This window comes from Nocardia vinacea NBRC 16497 (genome assembly GCF_000308835.1).
Lineage (GTDB): Bacteria > Actinomycetota > Actinomycetes > Mycobacteriales > Mycobacteriaceae > Nocardia > Nocardia vinacea.
Genome location: NZ_BAGN01000084.1, coordinates 1 through 18,482 on the forward strand (window position 1 = coordinate 1; position 18,482 = coordinate 18,482).

Genomic DNA, 18,482 nt, shown 5'->3' on the forward strand with positions numbered 1-18,482 from the left:
GCGGCGGCGGCCGGCGCTGGGGCCGGTTCCGGCTCTGGTGCAGGCGCGGCTTCAGGTGCGGGTGCGGCGGCGGGCGCGGGCGCTTCGCCGGCTTCGCTGATCACACCGAGCTCACCGCCGACCTCGACGACGTCATCCTCGGCGGCGACGATCTTCGACAACACACCCGCCGCCGGCGACGGGATCTCGGTGTCGACCTTATCGGTGGAGACCTCGAGCAGTGGCTCGTCGACCTCGACCGTGTCTCCTTCCTGCTTCAGCCACCTGGTCACCGTTCCCTCGGTGACGCTCTCACCAAGAGCCGGCATCTGGACGGAGAAGGCCATGTCCGTTGACTCCTCTGACTGCTCGACGGGTTCTACAACAGTTGATCTCACTGCGAACACCCACCGCGGGTCGCGATGGGTGTCCGAAAGCCACCGATCATTGTGCGTGGCACCGGAGATCTGTGTGGTTCTTGTACCGCGATCCATCCTTGCACTCGACCGCGAGACGTGTAGCACAGGGCAGTGAACTACACGGTGCTGGCAAGATGGAATGACCGGTGTCGAGCACTCGGTAACCGGTGGAAGGAGGTCGGCGTCGTTGGGTTTGCTGGATCGTTTCCGAGGCGGCGCGGCCCGGGGTGGCAGCGCTTTACGTGGGGGTTCGGGTAGTCGCGACGATGCGCGCTATCTCGCCGAGTGGGTGCGCACCCATACCGGGGTGGAGGGCTACGTGGAGCCGAAGACGACCGTGACGGATGTCACTGTCGTGTTGGTCGCGGCCGACGGTGAATGGACCCGTCGCGTGGTCGGCGAGCGCGGCGCGCGACGGCTAGCCGGAGATTTGCGGATTCCCGTTTACGACGTCCACAAGACCGGTTATCCGCAACGGATGCGCGACTATGACGCCCGCAAGCGGATCGAGCGCCAACGAGCGCTGGAACGCGAATTGGGCGACTTGTAGGGCTGTTCTTTTCGTTCAATTTGTTCGCGGCCCGCGGTGCGACGCCCGGGAATCCCGGACGCCGCACCGGCATTCGGCTACTCCGCCGCGTCCTCGTGCGCGATGTCCTCGATCACCGAGACGAGGGTGCGGACCGGAACCCCGGTGCCGCCCTTGCCGATGTAGCCGAACGGGCCGCCGGTGTTGTAAGCCGGACCCGCGACGTCCAGGTGCGCCCACTGCACACCCTCCGGGACGAACTCCTTGAGGAAAATCGCGGCCGAGAGCATGCCGCCCCAGCGGTGCGATGCGACATTCGCCAGATCGGCGACCTTGGAGTTCAGATCGGCGCGCAGTTCGGTGGGCAGCGGCATGGCCCAGCCGTTTTCACCGGCCAGCCGCGACAGCCGCGCGACGCGGTCGCGGAAATCGTCGGTGCCCATCACGCCGGGGGTGCGGGTGCCGAGCGCGACCATCTGCGCGCCGGTGAGGGTGGCGACGTCGATGAGGTACTCCGGATCGTCCTCGCTCGCGCGCACGATCGCGTCGGCCAGGATCAGGCGGCCCTCGGCATCGGTGTTCAGTACCTCGACGGTCTTACCGCCGTACTGGGTGAGCACATCGCCGGGGCGCTGCGCGGTGGCCGACGGCATGTTCTCGGCCATCGGCACGGTCGCGATCACGGTGACCGGTAGCTCCAGCTTGGCGGCGGCGATGGTCGCGGCGATGACCGCGGCGGCGCCCGCCATATCGGAGGTCATATTTTCCATATTCGCGGCGGGCTTGATGGAGATGCCGCCGGTGTCGAAGGTGATGCCCTTGCCGATGAGCGCGATCTTCTTGGTGCCGCCGCTGTAGGTCAGGCGCACCAGGCGCGGCTGGCGCGAGGAGCCCTTGCCGACGCCGAGCACGCCGCCGTAGCCGCCGTCGGCCAGCGCCTGCTCGTCGAGCACCTCGACCTGCAGACCTGCCGCCTCGGCCAAAGCCTTTGCGCGGGTAGCGAATTCGGCCGGGTACAGGTGACTCGGCGGAGTGTTGACGAAATCGCGTGCGGTGGCGATGGATTCGGCGATCACCCAGTCGTGGTTGAAGCCCTTGCGGTAGGACACGCTCGGGTCGCCGACCAGGAGTCCGACCTTGCGCACCGGCTGCTCGTCCGGCTTGCCGTTGGCACTCTCGGATTTGAACGCGGTGAAGGTGTACGCGCCGAGGAAGAACCCTTCAGCGGTCGGGCCGATGCCGCCTTCGAGACCCGACAGAGTGGTCACGGCCAGGCCGACACCGGTCAGCGCACGTCCGGCGACACCGGCCGAGCGGCGGATCTGTTCGGCATCGATCTTGTCCGCGGCACCGAGTCCGACGGCGAGCACGCTCTTCACATCGAGGCCGGTGGGGGCGGGAATCCGGGTGAGTTCCTCGGCCTTGCCCTTCGCGCCGACGGCGCGCAGCTGTTCCTGCAGCGCCGCGCGGACATCCGGGGCGAGGATGTTGTCGACGAATTCGTCCTCCAGTGTGGCGATCGTCGGGCCGTCGTCACCGGACACCAGGCCGATCACCAACACATCGGTGTCGGCGCTGATGGTGTCGACCAGGTCCAGGTCCGGTCCGAGCGAGCGATCTGCAACAGCGGTCATGGCAACAGGCTATTCGGTCTGCTCCGGGTGGCGCATCGCGACGCCACCACCGGGCTAAGCTCGGCCGGTGACCGATGCGAACCTGCTGCAAGGCCCGATCCATGCTGTCCACGTCGAACTCGGGGCGAAGTTCGCGCCGTTCGGCGGATGGGAAATGCCGGTGTCATATGCGGGGACGGTCGGCGAACATCAGGCAGTTCGCACGACCGTTGGCCTGTTCGATGTGAGTCACCTCGGCAAGGCCACCGTCCGCGGCGCGGGTGCCGCGGATTTCGTGAACTCGGCGCTCACCAACGACCTCGGTCGGATCCGGCCGGGCAAGGCGCAGTACACGCTGTGCTGTGCGCCCGACGGTGGTGTGATCGACGATCTGATCGCCTATTACGTCGGCGATGACGAGATCTTCCTGGTGCCCAATGCCGCCAACACCGCCGCGGTGGTCGCGGAACTGCAGAAGGTCGCGCCGGAGGGCATCACGGTGACCGACGAGCACCGCGAGTACGGGGTGTTCGCGGTGCAGGGACCGCGTTCGACGGAGGTGCTCACCGCGCTCGGGCTGCCGACCGATATGGAATACATGGCCTATGCCGACGCCGAATGGGACGGCCGCCGGATTCGGGTCTGCCGCACCGGATACACCGGCGAACACGGCTACGAACTGTTGCCGCGGTGGGCCGATGCCGAGCCGCTGTTCCGCGCACTCGCCGAGCAGGTTCGCGCGCACGGTGGGCAGCCCGCCGGGCTCGGCGCCCGCGATACGTTGCGCACCGAAATGGGTTATCCGCTGCACGGACATGAACTGTCGCTGGAGATTTCGCCCGTGCAGGCGCGCTGCGGGTGGGCGATCGGCTGGAAGAAGGCCGAGTTCTGGGGTAAAGCCGCACTCGAGCAGGAGAAGTCGGCCGGTCCGCGTCGAATCCTGTTGGGGCTGAAGGCACTTGATCGAGGTGTGCTGCGCCAGGGACAGGCCGTGCTGCGTGACGGTGCGCCCGTCGGCGAAACCACCTCCGGCACCTTCTCGCCGTCGCTGCAGATCGGTATCGCCCTCGCCCTGCTCGATACTGCGGCGGGCCTCGAACCCGGCGCGGAGGTCGAGGTCGACGTGCGTGGCCGCCGCCTGCGCTGCGAGGTCGTGCGTCCGCCGTTCGTCGACACGAAGACCAAATAGTCGGCGTCTCGCTGTGCACTGCGGATGTCGGCAGGTGCCGCGGGCACATTCGCGGCGCGCCGACACTCGCACCGCGGCAAAACCGCGACCGATAGGATCTGCTTCATGACCGTTGCCGCACAGTTCACCCATGTTCCGCATCCCGCGCCCACCCCGGCGCAGCGGGTACAGGAGATTCTGGCGGCACCGGGCTTCGGACGCTTCTTCACCGACCACATGGTCTCCATCGACTACACCGAGGGCGAGGGCTGGGGCAATGCCAGGGTCGAGCCGTACGGGCCGTTGGCGTTGGATCCGGCGACGATGGTGTTCCACTACGGCCAGGCCATCTTCGAGGGTCTGAAGGCCTATCGGCAGAACGACGGCAGCATCTCCTGCTTCCGCATCGACGCGAATGCGACGCGCTTCCGCAAGTCTGCGCGCCGGATGGCGATGGCGGAACTGCCCGAGGAACTATTCATCGAATCCGTGCGTCAACTGCTCGAGGTCGACAGCGGCTGGGTGCCCGCGGCCGGTGGTGAGGAGTCGCTGTACCTGCGGCCGTTCATGTTCGCCACCGAGGCCGGGCTCGGCGTGAAGCCCGCCTCCGCCTACAAATACCTGCTGCTGGGATCGCCTGCGGGCGCGTACTTCCCGCGCGGTGTGAAGCCGGTGCGGGTCTGGCTGTCGACCGAATACGTGCGGGCGGCACCGGGCGGTACCGGTGAGGCGAAGGTCGCAGGCAACTACGCGGCCTCGCTGCTCGCGCAGGCGCAGGCCTCCGAGAAGGGCTGCGATCAGGTCGTCTGGCTCGATGCCTGTGAGCGTCGCTATGTCGAGGAGATGGGTACCAACAACCTGTTCTTCGTCTTCGGTTCCGGTTCCGAGGCGCGGCTGGTCACTCCGGAACTGTCCGGATCGCTGTTGCCCGGCATCACCCGGGATTCGCTGCTCACCCTTGCCGCCGATTCGGGCTATGTGGTTGAGGAGCGCAAGGTTTCGGTGGACGAGTGGCGCAAGGGCGCCGAATCCGGTGAGATCACCGAGGTTTTCGCCTGCGGCACCGCCGCTGTGATCACGCCGGTCGGCTGGGTTCGCTCAGCCGACGGTGAGTTCGCCGTCGGCGGTGGTGAACCGGGCGAGGTCACCATGGCGCTGCGTGACACCCTCACCGGGATCCAGCGCGGCACCTTCGAGGATATCCACGGGTGGATGCGCGGCATGTGACTGCGGCAGTCTCGCGAAGTGCCGCAGCCGTGTGCCGTTCGCGGATCAGCTGGGCATGAAGGTGCGCCATTCCTCCAGGGTTTGCGGGCGCATGACATAGTTGGCGTCCTTGACCGTGGAGAGCGCGGCGGAGGGGTCCTGCGAATACCAGTGACCGGGGTAGACGACCGGGTCGCCGGATAGGTCGGCTAGGTAGCGCAGGCTACGGAACATGGCGTCGGAATCGCCGCCGGGGAAGTCGGTGCGGCCGCAGCCGTCGATGAAGAGGGTGTCGCCCGCGATGAGGCGATTGTCGAACAGGAAGCACTGGCTGCCGGGTGTGTGGCCGGGTGTGTGCAGCAGCTCGATATCGAAGGCGCCGACGCTGACCTTGTCGCAGTGCTCGTGTCCGGTGAGTTCGCTCGGCGCGATGCCGGTGACGTTGGCGACCCAGGACAGTTCCTCGGCATTGACGTGCACCGGAACGCTGGTCTTCTCCAGCAACTCCCGCACCCCGCGCAGGGTGAATCCCAGCATGGTGCCGCCGACATGGTCCGGATGGTGATGGGTGGCGAGCACCCCGGTCAGCCGCAGCCCGTCAGCCTCGGCGATGTCCACCAGATCGCCCGCCGCATACGCCGGATCCACCACCACACACTCGCCGGTCTCCCGATCGCCGATCAGATACGCGAAATTTCGCATCTGTGTCGCGATCGGATCACCCACGGCAAAATCTCGACCGGACAGCAGTTGACGAAAATACAGACGCTCGGAAGACATACCGTCCACTGTATTGCCTGACCCAGACAATGCGCGCACCGTGCCAGCTATCTCATGGCGGGCAGTGTCGTCCGGATACGTGGGCGTGCTCGTGTACCTGGTTACCGGACCGACGAAGCCGCCGTGTCGGCAGGCGCCGGCCCGACGCGAGTGAATACCGCCGCTGCGCTGTCCAGCTGATGGTCGAAGTGGGTCTCTAGCGTGCACTTTCCCGCGTAGTCCACGCGAGAATGCACGCTCAGGCCCGATCCGCTATCCCGGTGCGGGGACCGATGTGGGGCATGAGACCCGAAATATCAAGGGCGGCATGGCAACGCGTTGCTGGCGACGCTGTCGTGAGTCAGGTGCCCAGGGTCAGTCCGGCGGCGGTGACGGCGACGGATATCTCGAGTGTTGCGCCGAGGATGTCACCGGAGAGGCCGCCGAAGCGGTGGGTGCAGTGTCGGGCCAATAGAGCTGAAATACCCAGGGCGACAAGGACAACGGCGGGACCGAGCCAGCGGTGGTCCGGGACGGCGAGTATGCCCGCGGCTACGGCGAGTGCGGACCAGAGTGCGATGGTGATCGGGTGCTGGGTCCCGGCGACCAAAGCGCCGAAGCCGGTGCCGGGGGCGGCGGCGATGCCGCGCCGACATGCGAGGACCACGACCACTCGACCGACGGCCACCGCGAGCAGCACCGCGAACCAACGCTCGGCCTGGGCCAGCGCGGCGAACGAAAACGCTTGGATCCCAACGGCGAACACAATTGCCGCCACCCCGAACGGCCCCGTGTCACCGCGCTTCAATATCTCCCTGGCCCGCTCGGGCGAACCGTAGGACCCCAACCCGTCCAGCGTGTCGGCCAACCCATCCAGGTGCATCCCCCGAGTGATGAGCGCCAACCCGGCAACCACCACCAGCCCCGCGACCGCCGCACTCGACCCACCCCACACCAACACCCACAGCATCCCGACCCCGGCCGCGCCGAGCCCCACCCCCACCAAGGGTGCCAACGCAATCGCCCGCCCCGCCGCGCTCCGATCGACACTCGCCGACCCCCGCACCGGCAGCACCGTCAGCCACGACACCGCAAGCCGCACACCGTTCATATTGGCCGACCTGTAATCGCTCGACCATCGCGATCGTCTGATCCGGGCAGCGAAACCGCCGTCGCGCACGCCCTACGCCGTGCACCGTTCACACCGAGCGTTCCGTCGGCTCGGAGTGCCAGGCCCGCCTGTCGCTGGAGGCGTGTGTTGCCGCTGGTGGTTGGGATCGCCCGGCGAGTCGGGACCTTCGGCTGCCGATGGCGGTTGTCGCGGCGCTTCGGACCGAGAGCGCGGTCCGCTTGCCCGGAGCGCAAGGCTCGCTCGTTGCGGAAGGCGCGTGCGGTCACCGTCTATTTCCGCAAGTCCGGTTGCGCGGGCGCTTCGGCGGCGATGCTGGTCCCGGCTTCGGCTTCGGCTTCGGCTTCGGCTTCGGCTTCGGCTTCGGCTTCGGCTTCGGCTTCGGCGGCCGAATCGGCTGTGCTCACACCGGCTTCCGCGAACGTGGCCATTTCGGCGAGGGTGGCCACGGCGGCGCGGAGGACGGGGAGGGCGGTCAGGGCGCCGGATCCTTCGCCGAGGCGCATGTCCAGGTCGAGCAGGGGCTCGAGGCGGAGGTGGCGCAGGGCGAGGGTGTGCGCGGGTTCGGTGGAGCGGTGGCCCGCGAGCCACCAGGCGCTGGCACCCGCGGCCAGATCCTCGGCGACCAGGGCGGCCGCCGTGACGACCACGCCGTCGAGGATGACCGGAGTCCGTCGGGTCGCGGCCTGGGCGAGGAAGCCCGCCAGGGCGGCGAAGTCGGCGCCTGCGGCTACGCGCAGCAATTCGGCCGGGTCCTTGGCGACCGGGCGGGCGCGGCGCATGGCATCGCGGATCGCGGCGACCTTGCGGATCCAGCCCGCATCGTCCACGCCGGTACCCCGGCCGACAGCGGCGATGGGTTCGGTGTCGGTAAGGGTCGCGATGAGGACGGTGGCGGGTGTCGTATTGCCGATGCCCATATCGCCCGCGATGAGCAGGTCGGCGCCCGCATCAATCTCTTCGTCGGCGATCGCCTTGCCCGCGGCGAGCGCGGCATGGATCTCGTCCTCGCCGAGCGCGTCTTCGCGATCGATCGCCCCGCTCGAGCGCCGCACCTTGTACTTGGCGACCTGCGGATCGGTATCGGCGTCGACGGAAATATCGACGACCCGCACGGTCGCACCCGCCACTGCGGCCAGCGTATTCACCGCCGCGCCGCCGCCGAGGAAATTGGCGACCATCTGCGCGGTCACCTCACTCGGATATGCCGAAACGCCGTGGCGCGCAATGCCGTGATCTCCCGCGAACACCACCACCCGCGCCCGCTCGAACTGCTTCGGCGGGCACACGCCCTGACATGCCGACACCCAGTTCCCAAGTGTTTCGAGCCGCCCGAGCGCCCCACCGGGTTTGGTCAGCTGCGCCTGCCGCTGCTCCGCCGCTGCCCGAACCCCCGCATCGGGTGGCACAACCGGTCCGAATCCGTCTGTCACTATCGAGCCTTTCCGGGTCGGGGCAGTTCATTCCTACACCGCGCAGTCCATACCGGGCCCAATCTTGCCGCCACACCCGCCGGTCCGCACCACCCACCCCGCACCTGATGCCTCGTCCCGCGCGCTCGCGGTCCGACCCGACGGTCCGCACGGCGCATCCTGCACGGCTGGCACGACACCCCATGGGCGCGGCTCCCGCTAGTGACGCGACATGATCGCCGCAGCCGTGCGCTCGTATTTCAGGCGGACCGCACCACCCACGCCCTACTCGATGCCTTGTCCCGCGTGCTTGCGGCTCCACTCGGCCTCCGCATGACGCATGCGACACCCGGTAGGGCTCGGCTCTCGCGAGTGATCCGCGGTGCGTGGTCGCCGCGACAGGTGCCTGCGCCGCGGCATTGGACCGCGTTGCCCTGCAGTTGGCCGAGGTCGCGACGTCATAGCGGCTGCCGTGCGGTCCTATTTCAAGCGGAGGGGAAGCCCGGCGACAATTAAGAAGGCTTCATCGCAGGTTTGCGCGAGGCGCTGGTTGAGGGTCCCGATCTCGTCGCGGAAAAGGCGGCCGGAGCGGGTGGCGGGGATGACGCCCATACCTACCTCGGGGGTCACGATCACCAAGCGGCCGGGGTAGGCAGTGACGGCGGCAACCAAGGCGTCCGTGTCTGGGGCGATGGTGCCGCGTGGGGCATCCCAGGCCTCGCGCGCGTCGATACGGGCGGTGAGCCAGGTGCCGATATCGTCGATCAGTGTGGTTCCGGCCGGGGGAGCGGTGGTGAGAACCGTTGCCGGATCAGCGCTTTCGAGGACCGTCCAGTCCGCGGGCCTGCGGTCGCGGTGGCGGGCGATGCGCTCGGCGAAGTCGAGATCGGCGGGATCGGGAATCGCGGTGGCGATATAGCGCACCGGGCCGCCCTCGGCCGCCAACACCTCCGCGAATGCCGACTTACCCGATCGCGCGCCGCCGAGCACGAGGATGCGGTGCGCGCGGTTGCTGGTAAATGAGCGATCCGACACGGCAGCACCGTATCAATCCGCCACCTCCGCGCCGCCGAAGCGGCGGCGATACTCGGTCGGCGCGATACCGACGACCTTCTGGAAGTGATGCCGCAGCAGCGCACCGGATCCGAAACCGGCTTGTGCGGCAATCTGCTCCAGTCCCTCGTCGGTGTCCTCGAGCAGATGCTTGGCGTACAGCACTCGTTGATTGGTCAGCCATTTCACCGGTGTGGTTCCGGTTTCGGCGGCGAAGCGGCGGGCGAAGGTGCGGGTGGACATCATCGAGCGGGCGGCCAGGTCATCGATGGTGTGCGGCAGGTCGAGATTTTCGTTCATCCACTGCAGCGTGGAGCTGAGACTGTCGGAGGTGCATTCGGGCACCGGACGTTCGATGAATTGGCGCTGTCCGCCGTCACGCTGCGGCGGCACTACCATCCGGCGGGCGATCGCATTCGCGACGGAACTGCCGATCTCCCGGCGCACCAGATGCAGGCAGGCATCGATACCCGCGGCCGTGCCCGCCGAGGTGATCAGATTGCCCTCATCGACGAACAACACATCGGGATCGACCGTGGCCTGCGGAAACTGCGCGGCCAACTGGTCGACATAGCGCCAATGCGTGGTGCACTTGCGACCGTCGAGCAGACCGGCCGCCCCGGCCAGGAACGCACCCGAACATACGGTGAGCACGATCGCCCCACCATCCGACGCGTCCCGTATCGCGCCGACCACCCGCGGGTCGAGCCCCTGCTCGAGGGCCGATGCGGGAAAGGCCGGAATCGCCACCAGATCGGCCTTCGCCAACTCCTCCAGCCCGAATTCCGGTGTGACAGTGATACCGGGAGTCGTGGACGGCAGCGGCTTCCCCGGCTCGGCTCCGCACACCTTGAAATCGAATCCGGGCAGTCCGTCCGCGGTCCGATCGAGCCCGAAAACCTCACAGACCACGCCGAATTCGAACATGGCCAGGCGCTCCGACAGCACCACCGCGACCTTGGACAGCATGCAGACAGCGTACCTGGCTGGATCTTTACGAACAATGTCAGAACAGCCACTTTCGGCGGTAAATCATCGAGCGCAAAATTACTGCCATGATTACTTTTCTCGTAAGCATGGCGGTCGTGGTGGGCTTCGCGGTCCTCATCACACGAGGCGGCGGTCACGCCGGATCAGCGAATGTCACCGATCGCGACGCCCAGCGCCTGCAGTCCGATCTGTCCGCCATCATCGCCCACTCACATCACCATTGAGGGCTCACAATGGGCTCTAGGTTCCATTGCCGCTCTCCCGACCACGACGGAGCGAGTCTTACGAGCGAGGAGTTCGCGGCCCGTCTCGCGTCCGAGTCGTCGAAGCGCATGCGACGTAGTCGCGAGTCTCGACGGCTCGGACGCGAGACATCCGGGGGCCGCGAACACGCAGCGCCGAAGGCGCTGCAAATCACACAGCGTCGCCTGGGCCGACTCGCGGCTTCGGCGCCCGCATCTTGCGGATCTGCGAGGCGCGGACGAAGGCGTACCACCCCAGCTTGTAGCCGGTATCAGCGCTCTCCGGGAAGCGCTCACGCACTCGTCCATTGACGATCCGGCCGAGCAGGAAGCCCTCGGCGATCATGAAGAACATCATCACCAGCATGGCCAGCGTCACAATCGTCTGCAGCGCTGGCGCGACGAACATCGACAGGATCAGGACCAGCGCCATCGGCATGAACAGCCCGACCAGGTTGCGGCGCGCATCGACGATGTCGCGCACGAACGCCCGCACCGGACCCTGATCGCGGGGCAGCAGGTATTTGTCCTCACCGGCCAGCATCCTGGCACGCCGGTCCTGGGCCGCCAGTCGACGCTCGGCCGAGGCCGTCTTGCGGTCCGCGCGGCTACCGCGGGTGGCCTTGCGTCGGGCGCGCGCCTCCTTCGCGGTGAGCGGGGCCGGAGCCACCGGGCCGCGCCGCTTGCCTTGGGCGTCACGCCGTTTCGGAGTCGGTCGGCCCTTGCCCTCGGTGGCGGTGGCCGCTTTCGTGATGGAGACTGCGGTCGAGCCGCCCTCCGAGCCCGCCGTCTGGTCGGCGCTCTCGTCGGTGGTGCTGGACTCGCCGCGACGGAACAATTTCACGCGACCAGGCTATTCGATGCGGTAGCCCGCAGGAAATGAGGTCGGTGGGAGGTTGTGTCCACCGCGGCACCCGGTGGTGGCAAGATGGGGGAATAACAGCCCGCTGAGTGGTGTTGACAGCCACGAGCCGTGCGCTGTTCACGGGTTGAACACAGCTGTCTTGAGGAGAGTTCATGACTGTGCAAGACGAGACGACCACCCACGGTGTGACTCTGACCGACGCCGCCGCCAGCAAGGCGAAGGCGCTGCTCGACCAGGAGGGTCGCGACGACCTCGCCCTGCGTATCGCCGTGCAGCCGGGCGGCTGTGCGGGCCTGCGCTACCAGCTCTTCTTCGACGACCGCTCGCTCGACGGCGACCTGACCGTCGACTTCGGCGGCGTCAAGCTGGCCGTCGACCGGATGAGCGCGCCGTACGTACAGGGCGCCTCGATCGACTTCGTCGACACCATCGAGAAGCAGGGCTTCACGATCGACAACCCGAACGCGACGGGTTCCTGCGCCTGCGGCGACTCCTTCAACTGACACCTCGACCCGACTCTCCGGTCGCCATCGGGGCACGGTTACCCCTGGTTCTGACGCGACAGCTGATTTCGCCAGAACATGGGTAACTCGTCGGGGACGTCCAGAACTTAGTTGGGGACCGACCGCTGGTCCGCGACGAAAGCCCAAGGGCGCTCACCGATCGGCAAGAGACTCGGAGAGGGCGGGTGAGCTACGGTGAAGGCGCGGGTTCATCCCCGCGCCTTTCGTCGTCTGCCGCCTACTCGAAGGGGCTCAGCCTCGTGTCTATCGCCGTGTCCGCGTCCATTGCAACCGACCACCTCATGCGTTTCCCCGGACGGTTCGCCGACGCGCTGCTGGCCGATCAGCTCGACCACGTCTCGGTGAGCTTTCTCGTCGATGATCTGCAGATCCGCAAGGGCGGTGTCGCGGGCAACATCGCCTTCGCCATGGGCGTTTTGAACCGCACGCCGCTGCTCGTCGGCGCGGTCGGTGCCGATTTCACGGAGTACCGCGGCTGGCTGGAGAAGCACGGCGTCGACTGCTCCACGGTCAAGATCTCGGACCGGGCGCACACCGCGCGCTTCGTTTGCACCACCGATGACGACATGGCCCAGATCGCCTCGTTCTACCCGGGTGCGATGAGCGAGGCCCGTGACATCTCGATCGGCGAACTCGCCGAGCAGCACACCCTCGACCTGGTGCTCATCGGCGCCAACGATCCCGAGGCGATGCTGCGCCACACCGCCGAATGCCGCGAGCTCGGCATTCCGTTCGCCGCCGACCCGTCCCAGCAACTGGCCCGCCTCGACGGCGATCAGGCCGTGCAGCTGATCGACGGCGCCGCATACCTTTTCACCAATAAGTACGAGTGGGCGTTGCTGCTGCAGAAGACCGGTCTGAGCGAGGAAGAGGTCGCGCGCAAGGTCGGCATCCGGGTCACCACGCTCGGCAAGGACGGCGTGCAGATCGTCGACCGCGACGGCACCGAGGTGACCGTCGGCGTGGTCCCCGAGGTAAACAAGGTCGAGCCCACCGGCGTCGGCGACGCCTTCCGCGCGGGCTTCCTCACCGGCCACACCGCCGGACTCTCGCTGGAGCGCTCCGCCCAACTGGGTTCGCTCATCGCGGTTCTCGTACTCGAGACCATGGGCACCCAGGAGTGGACCCTCAACAAGGACGACGCCCTCGAGCGCCTCACCAAGGCTTACGGTCCCGAGGCCGCCGCCGACATCAAACCCCTGCTCTGACCGACGCCGATCCCGACGGCCGCACCGTATCCCGGTGCGGCCGTTCGCATCTGCCCACCGCGCCACGCTCGGCAACGCCCGCGCTACACGCGCTTCAGCGCGCCGCGCACGAATTCGCCGGCAAATCCCTGCGCGGCGTGCGAAAAAATGCGCGGCACAGTCGCGTCGCACCGAGATGACGGCGGCGCGTCACTCTGGTTCGCGTGCTGCGCGCGTCTTGTTGCGCCGCGCACGAATTCGCTGGGCACATCCCTGCGCGGCGTGCGAAAAGATGCGCCGCACAGCGCATTGCGTCGAGACGATGGCTCGGCACCCTGGTTCCGCGCTGCGCACGTCTCTTGCGCCGCGCACAAAATTGCACGCGAATCCATGCGCGGCGTGCGAAAAATGCGCGGCACAGTCGCATTGTGCGGAGACGACGGTGCCACCGTGCCGCGCAACACAATGTGCGCGGCGCGAGTGGCTACAGCGAGACGGGGTAGGCCGGCTCCTGGATGTCGGGGGTGATGCGCTTTTCGACGAAGATCCCATGCCAGACCATGAAGACCAGCAACGTCCACAATCGGCGGCTGTGGTCGCCGCGGCCCGCGCGGTGGTCTTCGAGCATGCCCTTGATCGCGCCCTTGTCCAGCAGGTGATCGGTCTGCGATTCGGCGATCTGCAGGTGCGCCCAGTCGTAGAGTTCGGTGCCGCGCAACCAATGCCGCAGCGGCACAGGGAAACCCAGCTTCGCTCGGTGCAGCACATGCGGCGGGACGATGCCCTCGAGTGCCTGGCGCAGCGCGTACTTCGTGGTCTCCTTGGTGATCTTCTGCTCGTAGGGCAGTTTCTCGGCGACCTTCAGCACCTCGGAGTCCAGGAACGGCACGCGCAGCTCCAGCGAATTCGCCATGGTCATCTTGTCGGCCTTGACCAGGATGTCGCCGCGCAGCCAGGTGTAGAGATCCAGATGCTGCATGCGCGCCACCGGATCCCAGCCGCGCGACTGCGCGTAGATCGGCGCGGTGACGTCCTGGTGGGTCCATTCCGGCCGGAATTCGCGCAGCACCGCACGCAACTGCGCATCGCTGAAGCTGCGCGCATTGCCGTAGTAGCGCTCCTCCAGGGGGAGCGAACCGCGGTGCAGCAGGCTCTTACCGCGGGTGCCGTCCGGAATCCGCTCCGAGAGCTTGCCCGCCAGCTTGCGCACGCCACGCGGCAGGTACTCGAAGGGCTTGAGCGACAACGGTTCCCGGTAGATCGTGTATCCGCCGAACAGCTCGTCCGCGCCCTCACCGGAGAGCACCACCTTGACGTGCTTGCGCGCCTCCTTGGCGACGAAGTACAGCGGGACGAGCGCCGGGTCGGCCACGGGATCGTCCAGGTACCAGACGATTTCGGGGATCGCGGCCGCGAATTCGGTGGGGGAGACCACCTTCACGATGTGCCGCGCGCCGATCGCCTCCGCGCTCTCGGCGGCCACATCGACCTCGGAGTAGCCCTCGCGTTCGAAGCCGGTGGTGAAGGTGATCAGCTTCGGGTTGTGCCGCATGGCCAGCGCCGCGACCGCGGTGGAGTCGATGCCGCCGGACAGGAACGATCCGACCGTCACATCCGCGCGCATATGCTTGGCGACCGAGTCCTCCAGGGCCTCGGCGATATCGCGATAGCGGGCGGCCGCCGAACCGGGTGCGAAGGCCCGCACCTTGAACTGCGGGTTGAAGTAGCGGGTGATCTGCGGTGCCTCGCCCGCCCGCACGGTCGCGTAGTGCCCGGATTCCAGGCGACGGATGTCCTTGTGCAGGGTCTCCGGCTCCGGCACGTACTGCAGCACCGTGTAGTGCTCCAAAGCTCGCGGATCCAGCGCATCGGACAGCCCGAGTGCGGGCAGCAGCTCCAGCAGGCTCTTCTTCTCACTGCCGAACGCGGTCCCGCCCGGACCCGTGGCCAGGAACAACGGTTTGATCCCGAACGGATCGCGCGCCAGGAACAGCTCCTGGGTTTCGGTATCCCAGATCGCGAACGCGAACATGCCGCGCAGCTTGCGCACCGCATCCGGACCCCAGTAGTGGAAGGCCGCGACGATCGCCTCGCTGTCGCCCTCGGTCTCGAAGATCCTGTCGTCCGGATACTCCTCGGCATGCGCCTTCGCGAGTTCCTCGCGGATCTCGATGTAGTTGTAGATCTCACCGTTGAAGGTCAGCGCGTAGCGCTCCCGGTTTTCGGCCGGACCCCAGCGCAGCGGCTGGTGCGAATGCTCGATATCGATGATCGACAGCCGGTTGAAGCCGTAGATCACATGATCGTCGTGCCAGGTGCCGCGCTCGTCCGGGCCGCGATGGCGTACGCAGTGCAAGGCGTCGTACACCCGCTCCACTGTGTTCACCCACCCCGCCAGCTCCGCTGGCTGCCGTCCCCGACGGTCGTCGGTTGCCGCATCAGATGTCAGAAATCCGAGCAGTCCACACACGGCGTCGGCAACCTCGTTTCCTCTTCGGTACGGGCGCTGGCCCGATTCACTGGGTGGCTGCGCCCGATAGGCTGGGCGCACAGGACGAAATCTCGTGTCCGAGTATGCCGCACCGGGCGGATTCGTGTGTCGCGCCCACCGGACCGCTGCGCTGCGAAATGTTGTGTCCGCCTGCATCGCACCTGCCCGATCCGGTCGCGTCGCACGCCTTGTACTGCGACGATGTCCGGGTGACCGGATCAACCCCCGCGTCGGCGGAGTGTCGAATGCGACCCGACGTCAAACGGGGCGCCGGTTTGGTCTACGCTGCGTAGTACTCAGGACATTCTCAGTTGGATCGCGCGCGAAGCAAGCAGCCGACGGAATGCCCTGAAACGTGCTTAGGACGTACCGCCGGGCGATCGCAACCCGAGCGGTGCACTGTCGGAATGTGTGGCGACCAGGAAGGCGTGAGCGTGGCGCACAAGGCGAGCGAAGAGATCGGGGCACGACCCGTGAAGGGTCGGCGGTGCTTACCCGCCCCGCCGACTTCGTCGGCCAACCATCCCCCAAGCCGCATCCTTCGGCGGGCCGGGCTGGCGGTGTCCTTGGGGATCACCGCGATGCTCGTCTCGGGCTGCTCGATCGACAATGTTTGGCTGCGATTCGGCTGGCCCTCGGGCATCACGCCGCAGGCCACCCGGATGCGGGAACTGTGGACCTGGTCGGTCATCGCGGCATTGGCGATGGGTGTGCTGGTGTGGGGTCTGACCTTCTGGACCGTCATCTTCCACCGCAAGAAGAAGGACTCTCCGGAGTTCCCGCGCCAGACCGGTTACAACGTGCCGCTGGAGCTGACCTACACGGCCGTGCCGTTCGTCATCATCGCGGTGCTGTTCTACTTCACCGTGGTCGTGCAGAACTACGTGCACGAGAAGGTCGCCGATCCGGATGTGACCGTCGACGTGACCGCCTTCCAGTGGAACTGGAAGTTCGGCTACCGCGATATCGACTTCAAGGACGGCTACCGCTTCGACGGCATCGATAAGGCCCGCGAGGACGCCAACCAGGAACAGCTCGAGGAGTACAAGGAGCGGACCAAGGACGGTCACCCGCAGCCGGGCCCGGTGCACGGCAAGCCGGAGAACGACATCCTGTCCTACCTGCACTACGACAAGATCGAGACGGTCGGCTCCAGCAGCGAGATCCCGGTGCTCGTGTTGCCGACCAACAAGGTCATCGAGTTCCAGATAGCCGCCGCCGATGTGGTGCACGCCTTCTGGGTGCCGGAGTTCCTGTTCAAGCGCGACGTGATGCCGAACCCGAAGGAAAACCACTCGGATAACGTCTTCCAGATCACCAAGATCGAGAAGGAAGGCGCGTTCGTCGGCCGCTGCGCCGAGATGTGCGGCACCTTCCACTCGATGATGAACTTCGAGGTCCGCGCGGTATCGCCGGAGAAGTTCACCAAGTACGTCGATGCGCGCAAGGCGGGTAAGACCAACGCCGAGGCGCTCGAGTCCATCGGTGAATCCCCGGTCGCGACCTCCACCCAGCCGTTCAACACCAAGCGCGACACCAAGAGCGCGTCCGCGGTAGAGAGCAAGTGAGGACTGATCTGAAATGAAGATCGAAGCGCGGATTTTCGAACTGCTCACGGTGTTCTTCATCATCGTGGCAGTCGTGTACGGCTACTTCACCGGCCAGTCGCGGACCGGTGTCGAGTGGGCGGGCACCACCGCGACGGTGCTGACCGCCGGTCTGTCGCTGATCATCGGCACCTACTTCCGTTTCGTCGCACGTCGCCTCGACCTGCGCCCGGAGGACTACGAGGATGCCGAGATCGTGGACGGCGCGGGCGATCTGGGCTTCTTCTCGCCCGGCAGCTTCTGGCCCATCACGCTGGCCGGCGCGGGCTCCATCACCGCTCTTGGCCTGGCGTTCTTCCAGTTCTGGCTGATCGGCATCGGTGTGGTGTGCATCCTCGGTGCGGCCGCCGGTCTGGTGTTCGAGTACTACCTCGGCCCCGAAAAGCACTGAGCGAATAGCTCTTTCCGAAGCGCCTCACCGGATTCCGGTGAGGCGCTTCGGCGTTTCGGGGCTCGACAGCTGTCTGCGGCGCCGGTCTAGAGCGAGGCGAGGCGGGACAGGATGCGGTTGGTGGAGCGGGGTGCGACACCGGCCAGTCCGCGCAGGGTGCGCGCGAAGCGGGGTTGGAGGCGGGCCGGGCGGGTGCGGATGGCCGTTTCGATCAGCCGGGCGGCGTCGATCGGTTCCAGTGCGGGCTCGGTGACGTAGTGCGCGATTGTTCCGGTATCCGATTGGACGGCTGGATATTGGACGGCGGTCACCTGGATGCCGCGCGGCGAGAGTTCGGCGTCCGCGCATTGACCGAAGGTGGTCCAAGCGGCCTGGGAGCTGGCGTAGGAGGCGAAATTCGGTGTGGCGCCGGTCTTCAGGCTCCACGGGCCCACATTGATCACATGGCCGGAGCCGGATTCCAGCATGGCGGGCAGCAGGCCGAGTGTCAGGCGCAGCGGACCGAAGTAGTTGGTCGCCATCATGCGCTGGTAGTCGCGGAAGCGGTCCAGGGATTGTGAGACGGGCCGGCGCAGCGGGCGGCCCGCATTGTTGATCAGCACGTCGACGCGGCCGAAATCGCTGAGCACCCAGTCGACGAGTTGATCGACATCACCGAGTGCGGAGATATCACAGCGGAACCAATTCGCCGCACCGCCCGCATCGACGATCTGATTGCAACTGGCGACGAGTTGATCGCCGCGCCGGGCGACCAGCAGCAACTGCGCGCCCTGTGCGGCAAGCAGCGTGGCTGTGGCGCGACCGATCTCGGAACACGCGTCCGTCACGAGAATCCGCAGCCCCTCGACGGATTCGGGCCGCTGACGCTTACGGTCCGGCAAATGGGGCGGGGCAGTGCGGAATTCGAGCATCAGAGCA

18 protein-coding genes and 1 pseudogene are annotated in these 18,482 nt (G+C 66.9%); 8 read left to right on the plus strand and 11 right to left on the minus strand.

Features of this window, described 5'->3' with window-relative positions; all coding sequences use genetic code 11:
• Nucleotides 1-326: biotin/lipoyl-containing protein (locus tag ON44_RS10385; RefSeq protein WP_040688505.1), on the minus strand; the 326-nt coding region annotated here is incomplete at its 3' end.
• A gap of 259 nt (nt 327-585) precedes the next feature.
• Here ON44_RS10385 and ON44_RS10390 point away from each other — a divergent pair.
• Nucleotides 586-948 (plus strand): hypothetical protein, encoded by a 363-nt coding sequence (locus tag ON44_RS10390; protein WP_040688509.1) that lies wholly within the window; start codon nt 586-588, stop codon nt 946-948.
• Between the two features lie 77 nt (nt 949-1,025).
• Here ON44_RS10390 and ON44_RS10395 read toward each other — a convergent pair whose 3' ends face one another.
• Nucleotides 1,026-2,561, minus strand: a complete 1,536-nt coding sequence (locus ON44_RS10395; RefSeq protein ID WP_040688512.1) for a leucyl aminopeptidase — start codon at nt 2,559-2,561, stop codon at nt 1,026-1,028.
• Nucleotides 2,562-2,628: 67 nt separating this feature from the next.
• Between ON44_RS10395 and gcvT the strand changes: the two genes are divergently transcribed.
• Together gcvT and ON44_RS10405 are read left to right on the plus strand one after the other, a co-directional pair.
• On the plus strand, nt 2,629-3,729 hold the full coding sequence (gene gcvT / locus ON44_RS10400; RefSeq protein ID WP_040688514.1) for a glycine cleavage system aminomethyltransferase GcvT: 1,101 nt from the start codon (nt 2,629-2,631) through the stop codon (nt 3,727-3,729).
• Between the two features lie 105 nt (nt 3,730-3,834).
• A complete protein-coding gene (locus ON44_RS10405) occupies nt 3,835-4,935 on the plus strand; it encodes a branched-chain amino acid aminotransferase (RefSeq protein WP_040688588.1) in 1,101 nt (366 codons plus the stop codon).
• Nucleotides 4,936-4,980: 45 nt separating this feature from the next.
• Here ON44_RS10405 and ON44_RS10410 read toward each other — a convergent pair whose 3' ends face one another.
• The 5 genes and pseudogenes from ON44_RS10410 to ON44_RS10430 form a co-directional block, all read right to left on the minus strand.
• Nucleotides 4,981-5,694 (minus strand): MBL fold metallo-hydrolase, encoded by a 714-nt coding sequence (locus ON44_RS10410; protein ID WP_040688590.1) that lies wholly within the window; start codon nt 5,692-5,694, stop codon nt 4,981-4,983.
• A gap of 340 nt (nt 5,695-6,034) precedes the next feature.
• The gene (locus ON44_RS10415) at nt 6,035-6,784 is read right to left on the minus strand and encodes an adenosylcobinamide-GDP ribazoletransferase (RefSeq protein WP_040688516.1); all 750 of its coding nucleotides are present in this window, start codon (nt 6,782-6,784) and stop codon (nt 6,035-6,037) included.
• 374 nt (nt 6,785-7,158) lie between these two features.
• A pseudogene (gene cobT, locus ON44_RS10420) lies at nt 7,159-8,235 on the minus strand (nicotinate-nucleotide--dimethylbenzimidazole phosphoribosyltransferase); the annotation flags it as partial.
• Between the two features lie 459 nt (nt 8,236-8,694).
• Entirely contained in the window at nt 8,695-9,249 is a 555-nt protein-coding gene (gene cobU / locus ON44_RS10425; protein ID WP_051181853.1) for a bifunctional adenosylcobinamide kinase/adenosylcobinamide-phosphate guanylyltransferase, read from the minus strand.
• A gap of 12 nt (nt 9,250-9,261) precedes the next feature.
• Nucleotides 9,262-10,236: a helix-turn-helix domain-containing protein gene (locus tag ON44_RS10430; RefSeq protein ID WP_040688517.1), complete on the minus strand. Its 975-nt coding sequence runs from the start codon at nt 10,234-10,236 to the stop codon at nt 9,262-9,264.
• Between the two features lie 86 nt (nt 10,237-10,322).
• On the opposite strand from ON44_RS10430, the gene ON44_RS50075 reads away from it, so the two are divergent.
• The gene (locus ON44_RS50075) at nt 10,323-10,481 is read left to right on the plus strand and encodes a hypothetical protein (RefSeq protein ID WP_157187100.1); all 159 of its coding nucleotides are present in this window, start codon (nt 10,323-10,325) and stop codon (nt 10,479-10,481) included.
• A 190-nt stretch (nt 10,482-10,671) separates the two neighbouring features.
• Here the strand turns inward: ON44_RS50075 and ON44_RS10435 are convergent, their stop codons facing one another.
• Entirely contained in the window at nt 10,672-11,343 is a 672-nt protein-coding gene (locus tag ON44_RS10435; RefSeq protein ID WP_040688519.1) for a DUF3043 domain-containing protein, read from the minus strand.
• Nucleotides 11,344-11,516: 173 nt separating this feature from the next.
• Here ON44_RS10435 and ON44_RS10440 point away from each other — a divergent pair, with 173 nt between their 5' ends.
• Together ON44_RS10440 and ON44_RS10445 are read left to right on the plus strand one after the other, a co-directional pair.
• A complete protein-coding gene (locus tag ON44_RS10440; RefSeq protein ID WP_040688522.1) occupies nt 11,517-11,867 on the plus strand; it encodes a HesB/IscA family protein in 351 nt (116 codons plus the stop codon).
• 260 nt (nt 11,868-12,127) lie between these two features.
• The gene (locus tag ON44_RS10445) at nt 12,128-13,096 is read left to right on the plus strand and encodes a carbohydrate kinase family protein (protein WP_040688527.1); all 969 of its coding nucleotides are present in this window, start codon (nt 12,128-12,130) and stop codon (nt 13,094-13,096) included.
• Nucleotides 13,097-13,179: 83 nt separating this feature from the next.
• On the opposite strand, the gene ON44_RS50080 is transcribed toward ON44_RS10445, so the two are convergent.
• On the minus strand, nt 13,180-13,494 hold the full coding sequence (locus ON44_RS50080) for a hypothetical protein (protein WP_157187101.1): 315 nt from the start codon (nt 13,492-13,494) through the stop codon (nt 13,180-13,182).
• A gap of 65 nt (nt 13,495-13,559) precedes the next feature.
• A complete protein-coding gene (gene asnB / locus ON44_RS10450) occupies nt 13,560-15,545 on the minus strand; it encodes an asparagine synthase (glutamine-hydrolyzing) (protein ID WP_040688529.1) in 1,986 nt (661 codons plus the stop codon).
• Between the two features lie 602 nt (nt 15,546-16,147).
• Here asnB and ctaC point away from each other — a divergent pair.
• A complete protein-coding gene (gene ctaC / locus ON44_RS10460) occupies nt 16,148-17,134 on the plus strand; it encodes an aa3-type cytochrome oxidase subunit II (protein ID WP_245567093.1) in 987 nt (328 codons plus the stop codon).
• Nucleotides 17,135-17,147: 13 nt separating this feature from the next.
• The gene (locus ON44_RS10465; protein ID WP_040688533.1) at nt 17,148-17,564 is read left to right on the plus strand and encodes a cytochrome c oxidase subunit 4; all 417 of its coding nucleotides are present in this window, start codon (nt 17,148-17,150) and stop codon (nt 17,562-17,564) included.
• Between the two features lie 86 nt (nt 17,565-17,650).
• On the opposite strand, the gene ON44_RS10470 is transcribed toward ON44_RS10465, so the two are convergent.
• On the minus strand, nt 17,651-18,475 hold the full coding sequence (locus tag ON44_RS10470) for an SDR family NAD(P)-dependent oxidoreductase (RefSeq protein WP_063721544.1): 825 nt from the start codon (nt 18,473-18,475) through the stop codon (nt 17,651-17,653).
• Nucleotides 18,476-18,482: the final 7 nt, after the last annotated feature.

Bases quoted from the DNA above. Each gene is read 5' to 3' on its own strand.
- ON44_RS10395 (WP_040688512.1), bottom strand. From the start codon at position 2,561: ATGACCGCTGTTGCAGATCGCTCGCTCGGACCGGACCTGGACCTGGTC.
- ON44_RS10405 (WP_040688588.1), top strand. From the start codon at position 3,835: ATGACCGTTGCCGCACAGTTCACCCATGTTCCGCATCCCGCGCCCACC.
- ON44_RS10410 (WP_040688590.1), bottom strand. From the start codon at position 5,694: ATGTCTTCCGAGCGTCTGTATTTTCGTCAACTGCTGTCCGGTCGAGAT.
- ON44_RS10415 (WP_040688516.1), bottom strand. From the start codon at position 6,784: ATGAACGGTGTGCGGCTTGCGGTGTCGTGGCTGACGGTGCTGCCGGTG.
- ON44_RS10430 (WP_040688517.1), bottom strand. From the start codon at position 10,236: ATGCTGTCCAAGGTCGCGGTGGTGCTGTCGGAGCGCCTGGCCATGTTC.
- ON44_RS50075 (WP_157187100.1), top strand. From the start codon at position 10,323: ATGATTACTTTTCTCGTAAGCATGGCGGTCGTGGTGGGCTTCGCGGTC.
- ON44_RS10440 (WP_040688522.1), top strand. From the start codon at position 11,517: ATGACTGTGCAAGACGAGACGACCACCCACGGTGTGACTCTGACCGAC.
- ctaC (WP_245567093.1), top strand. From the start codon at position 16,148: ATGCTCGTCTCGGGCTGCTCGATCGACAATGTTTGGCTGCGATTCGGC.
- ON44_RS10465 (WP_040688533.1), top strand. From the start codon at position 17,148: ATGAAGATCGAAGCGCGGATTTTCGAACTGCTCACGGTGTTCTTCATC.
- ON44_RS10470 (WP_063721544.1), bottom strand. From the start codon at position 18,475: ATGCTCGAATTCCGCACTGCCCCGCCCCATTTGCCGGACCGTAAGCGT.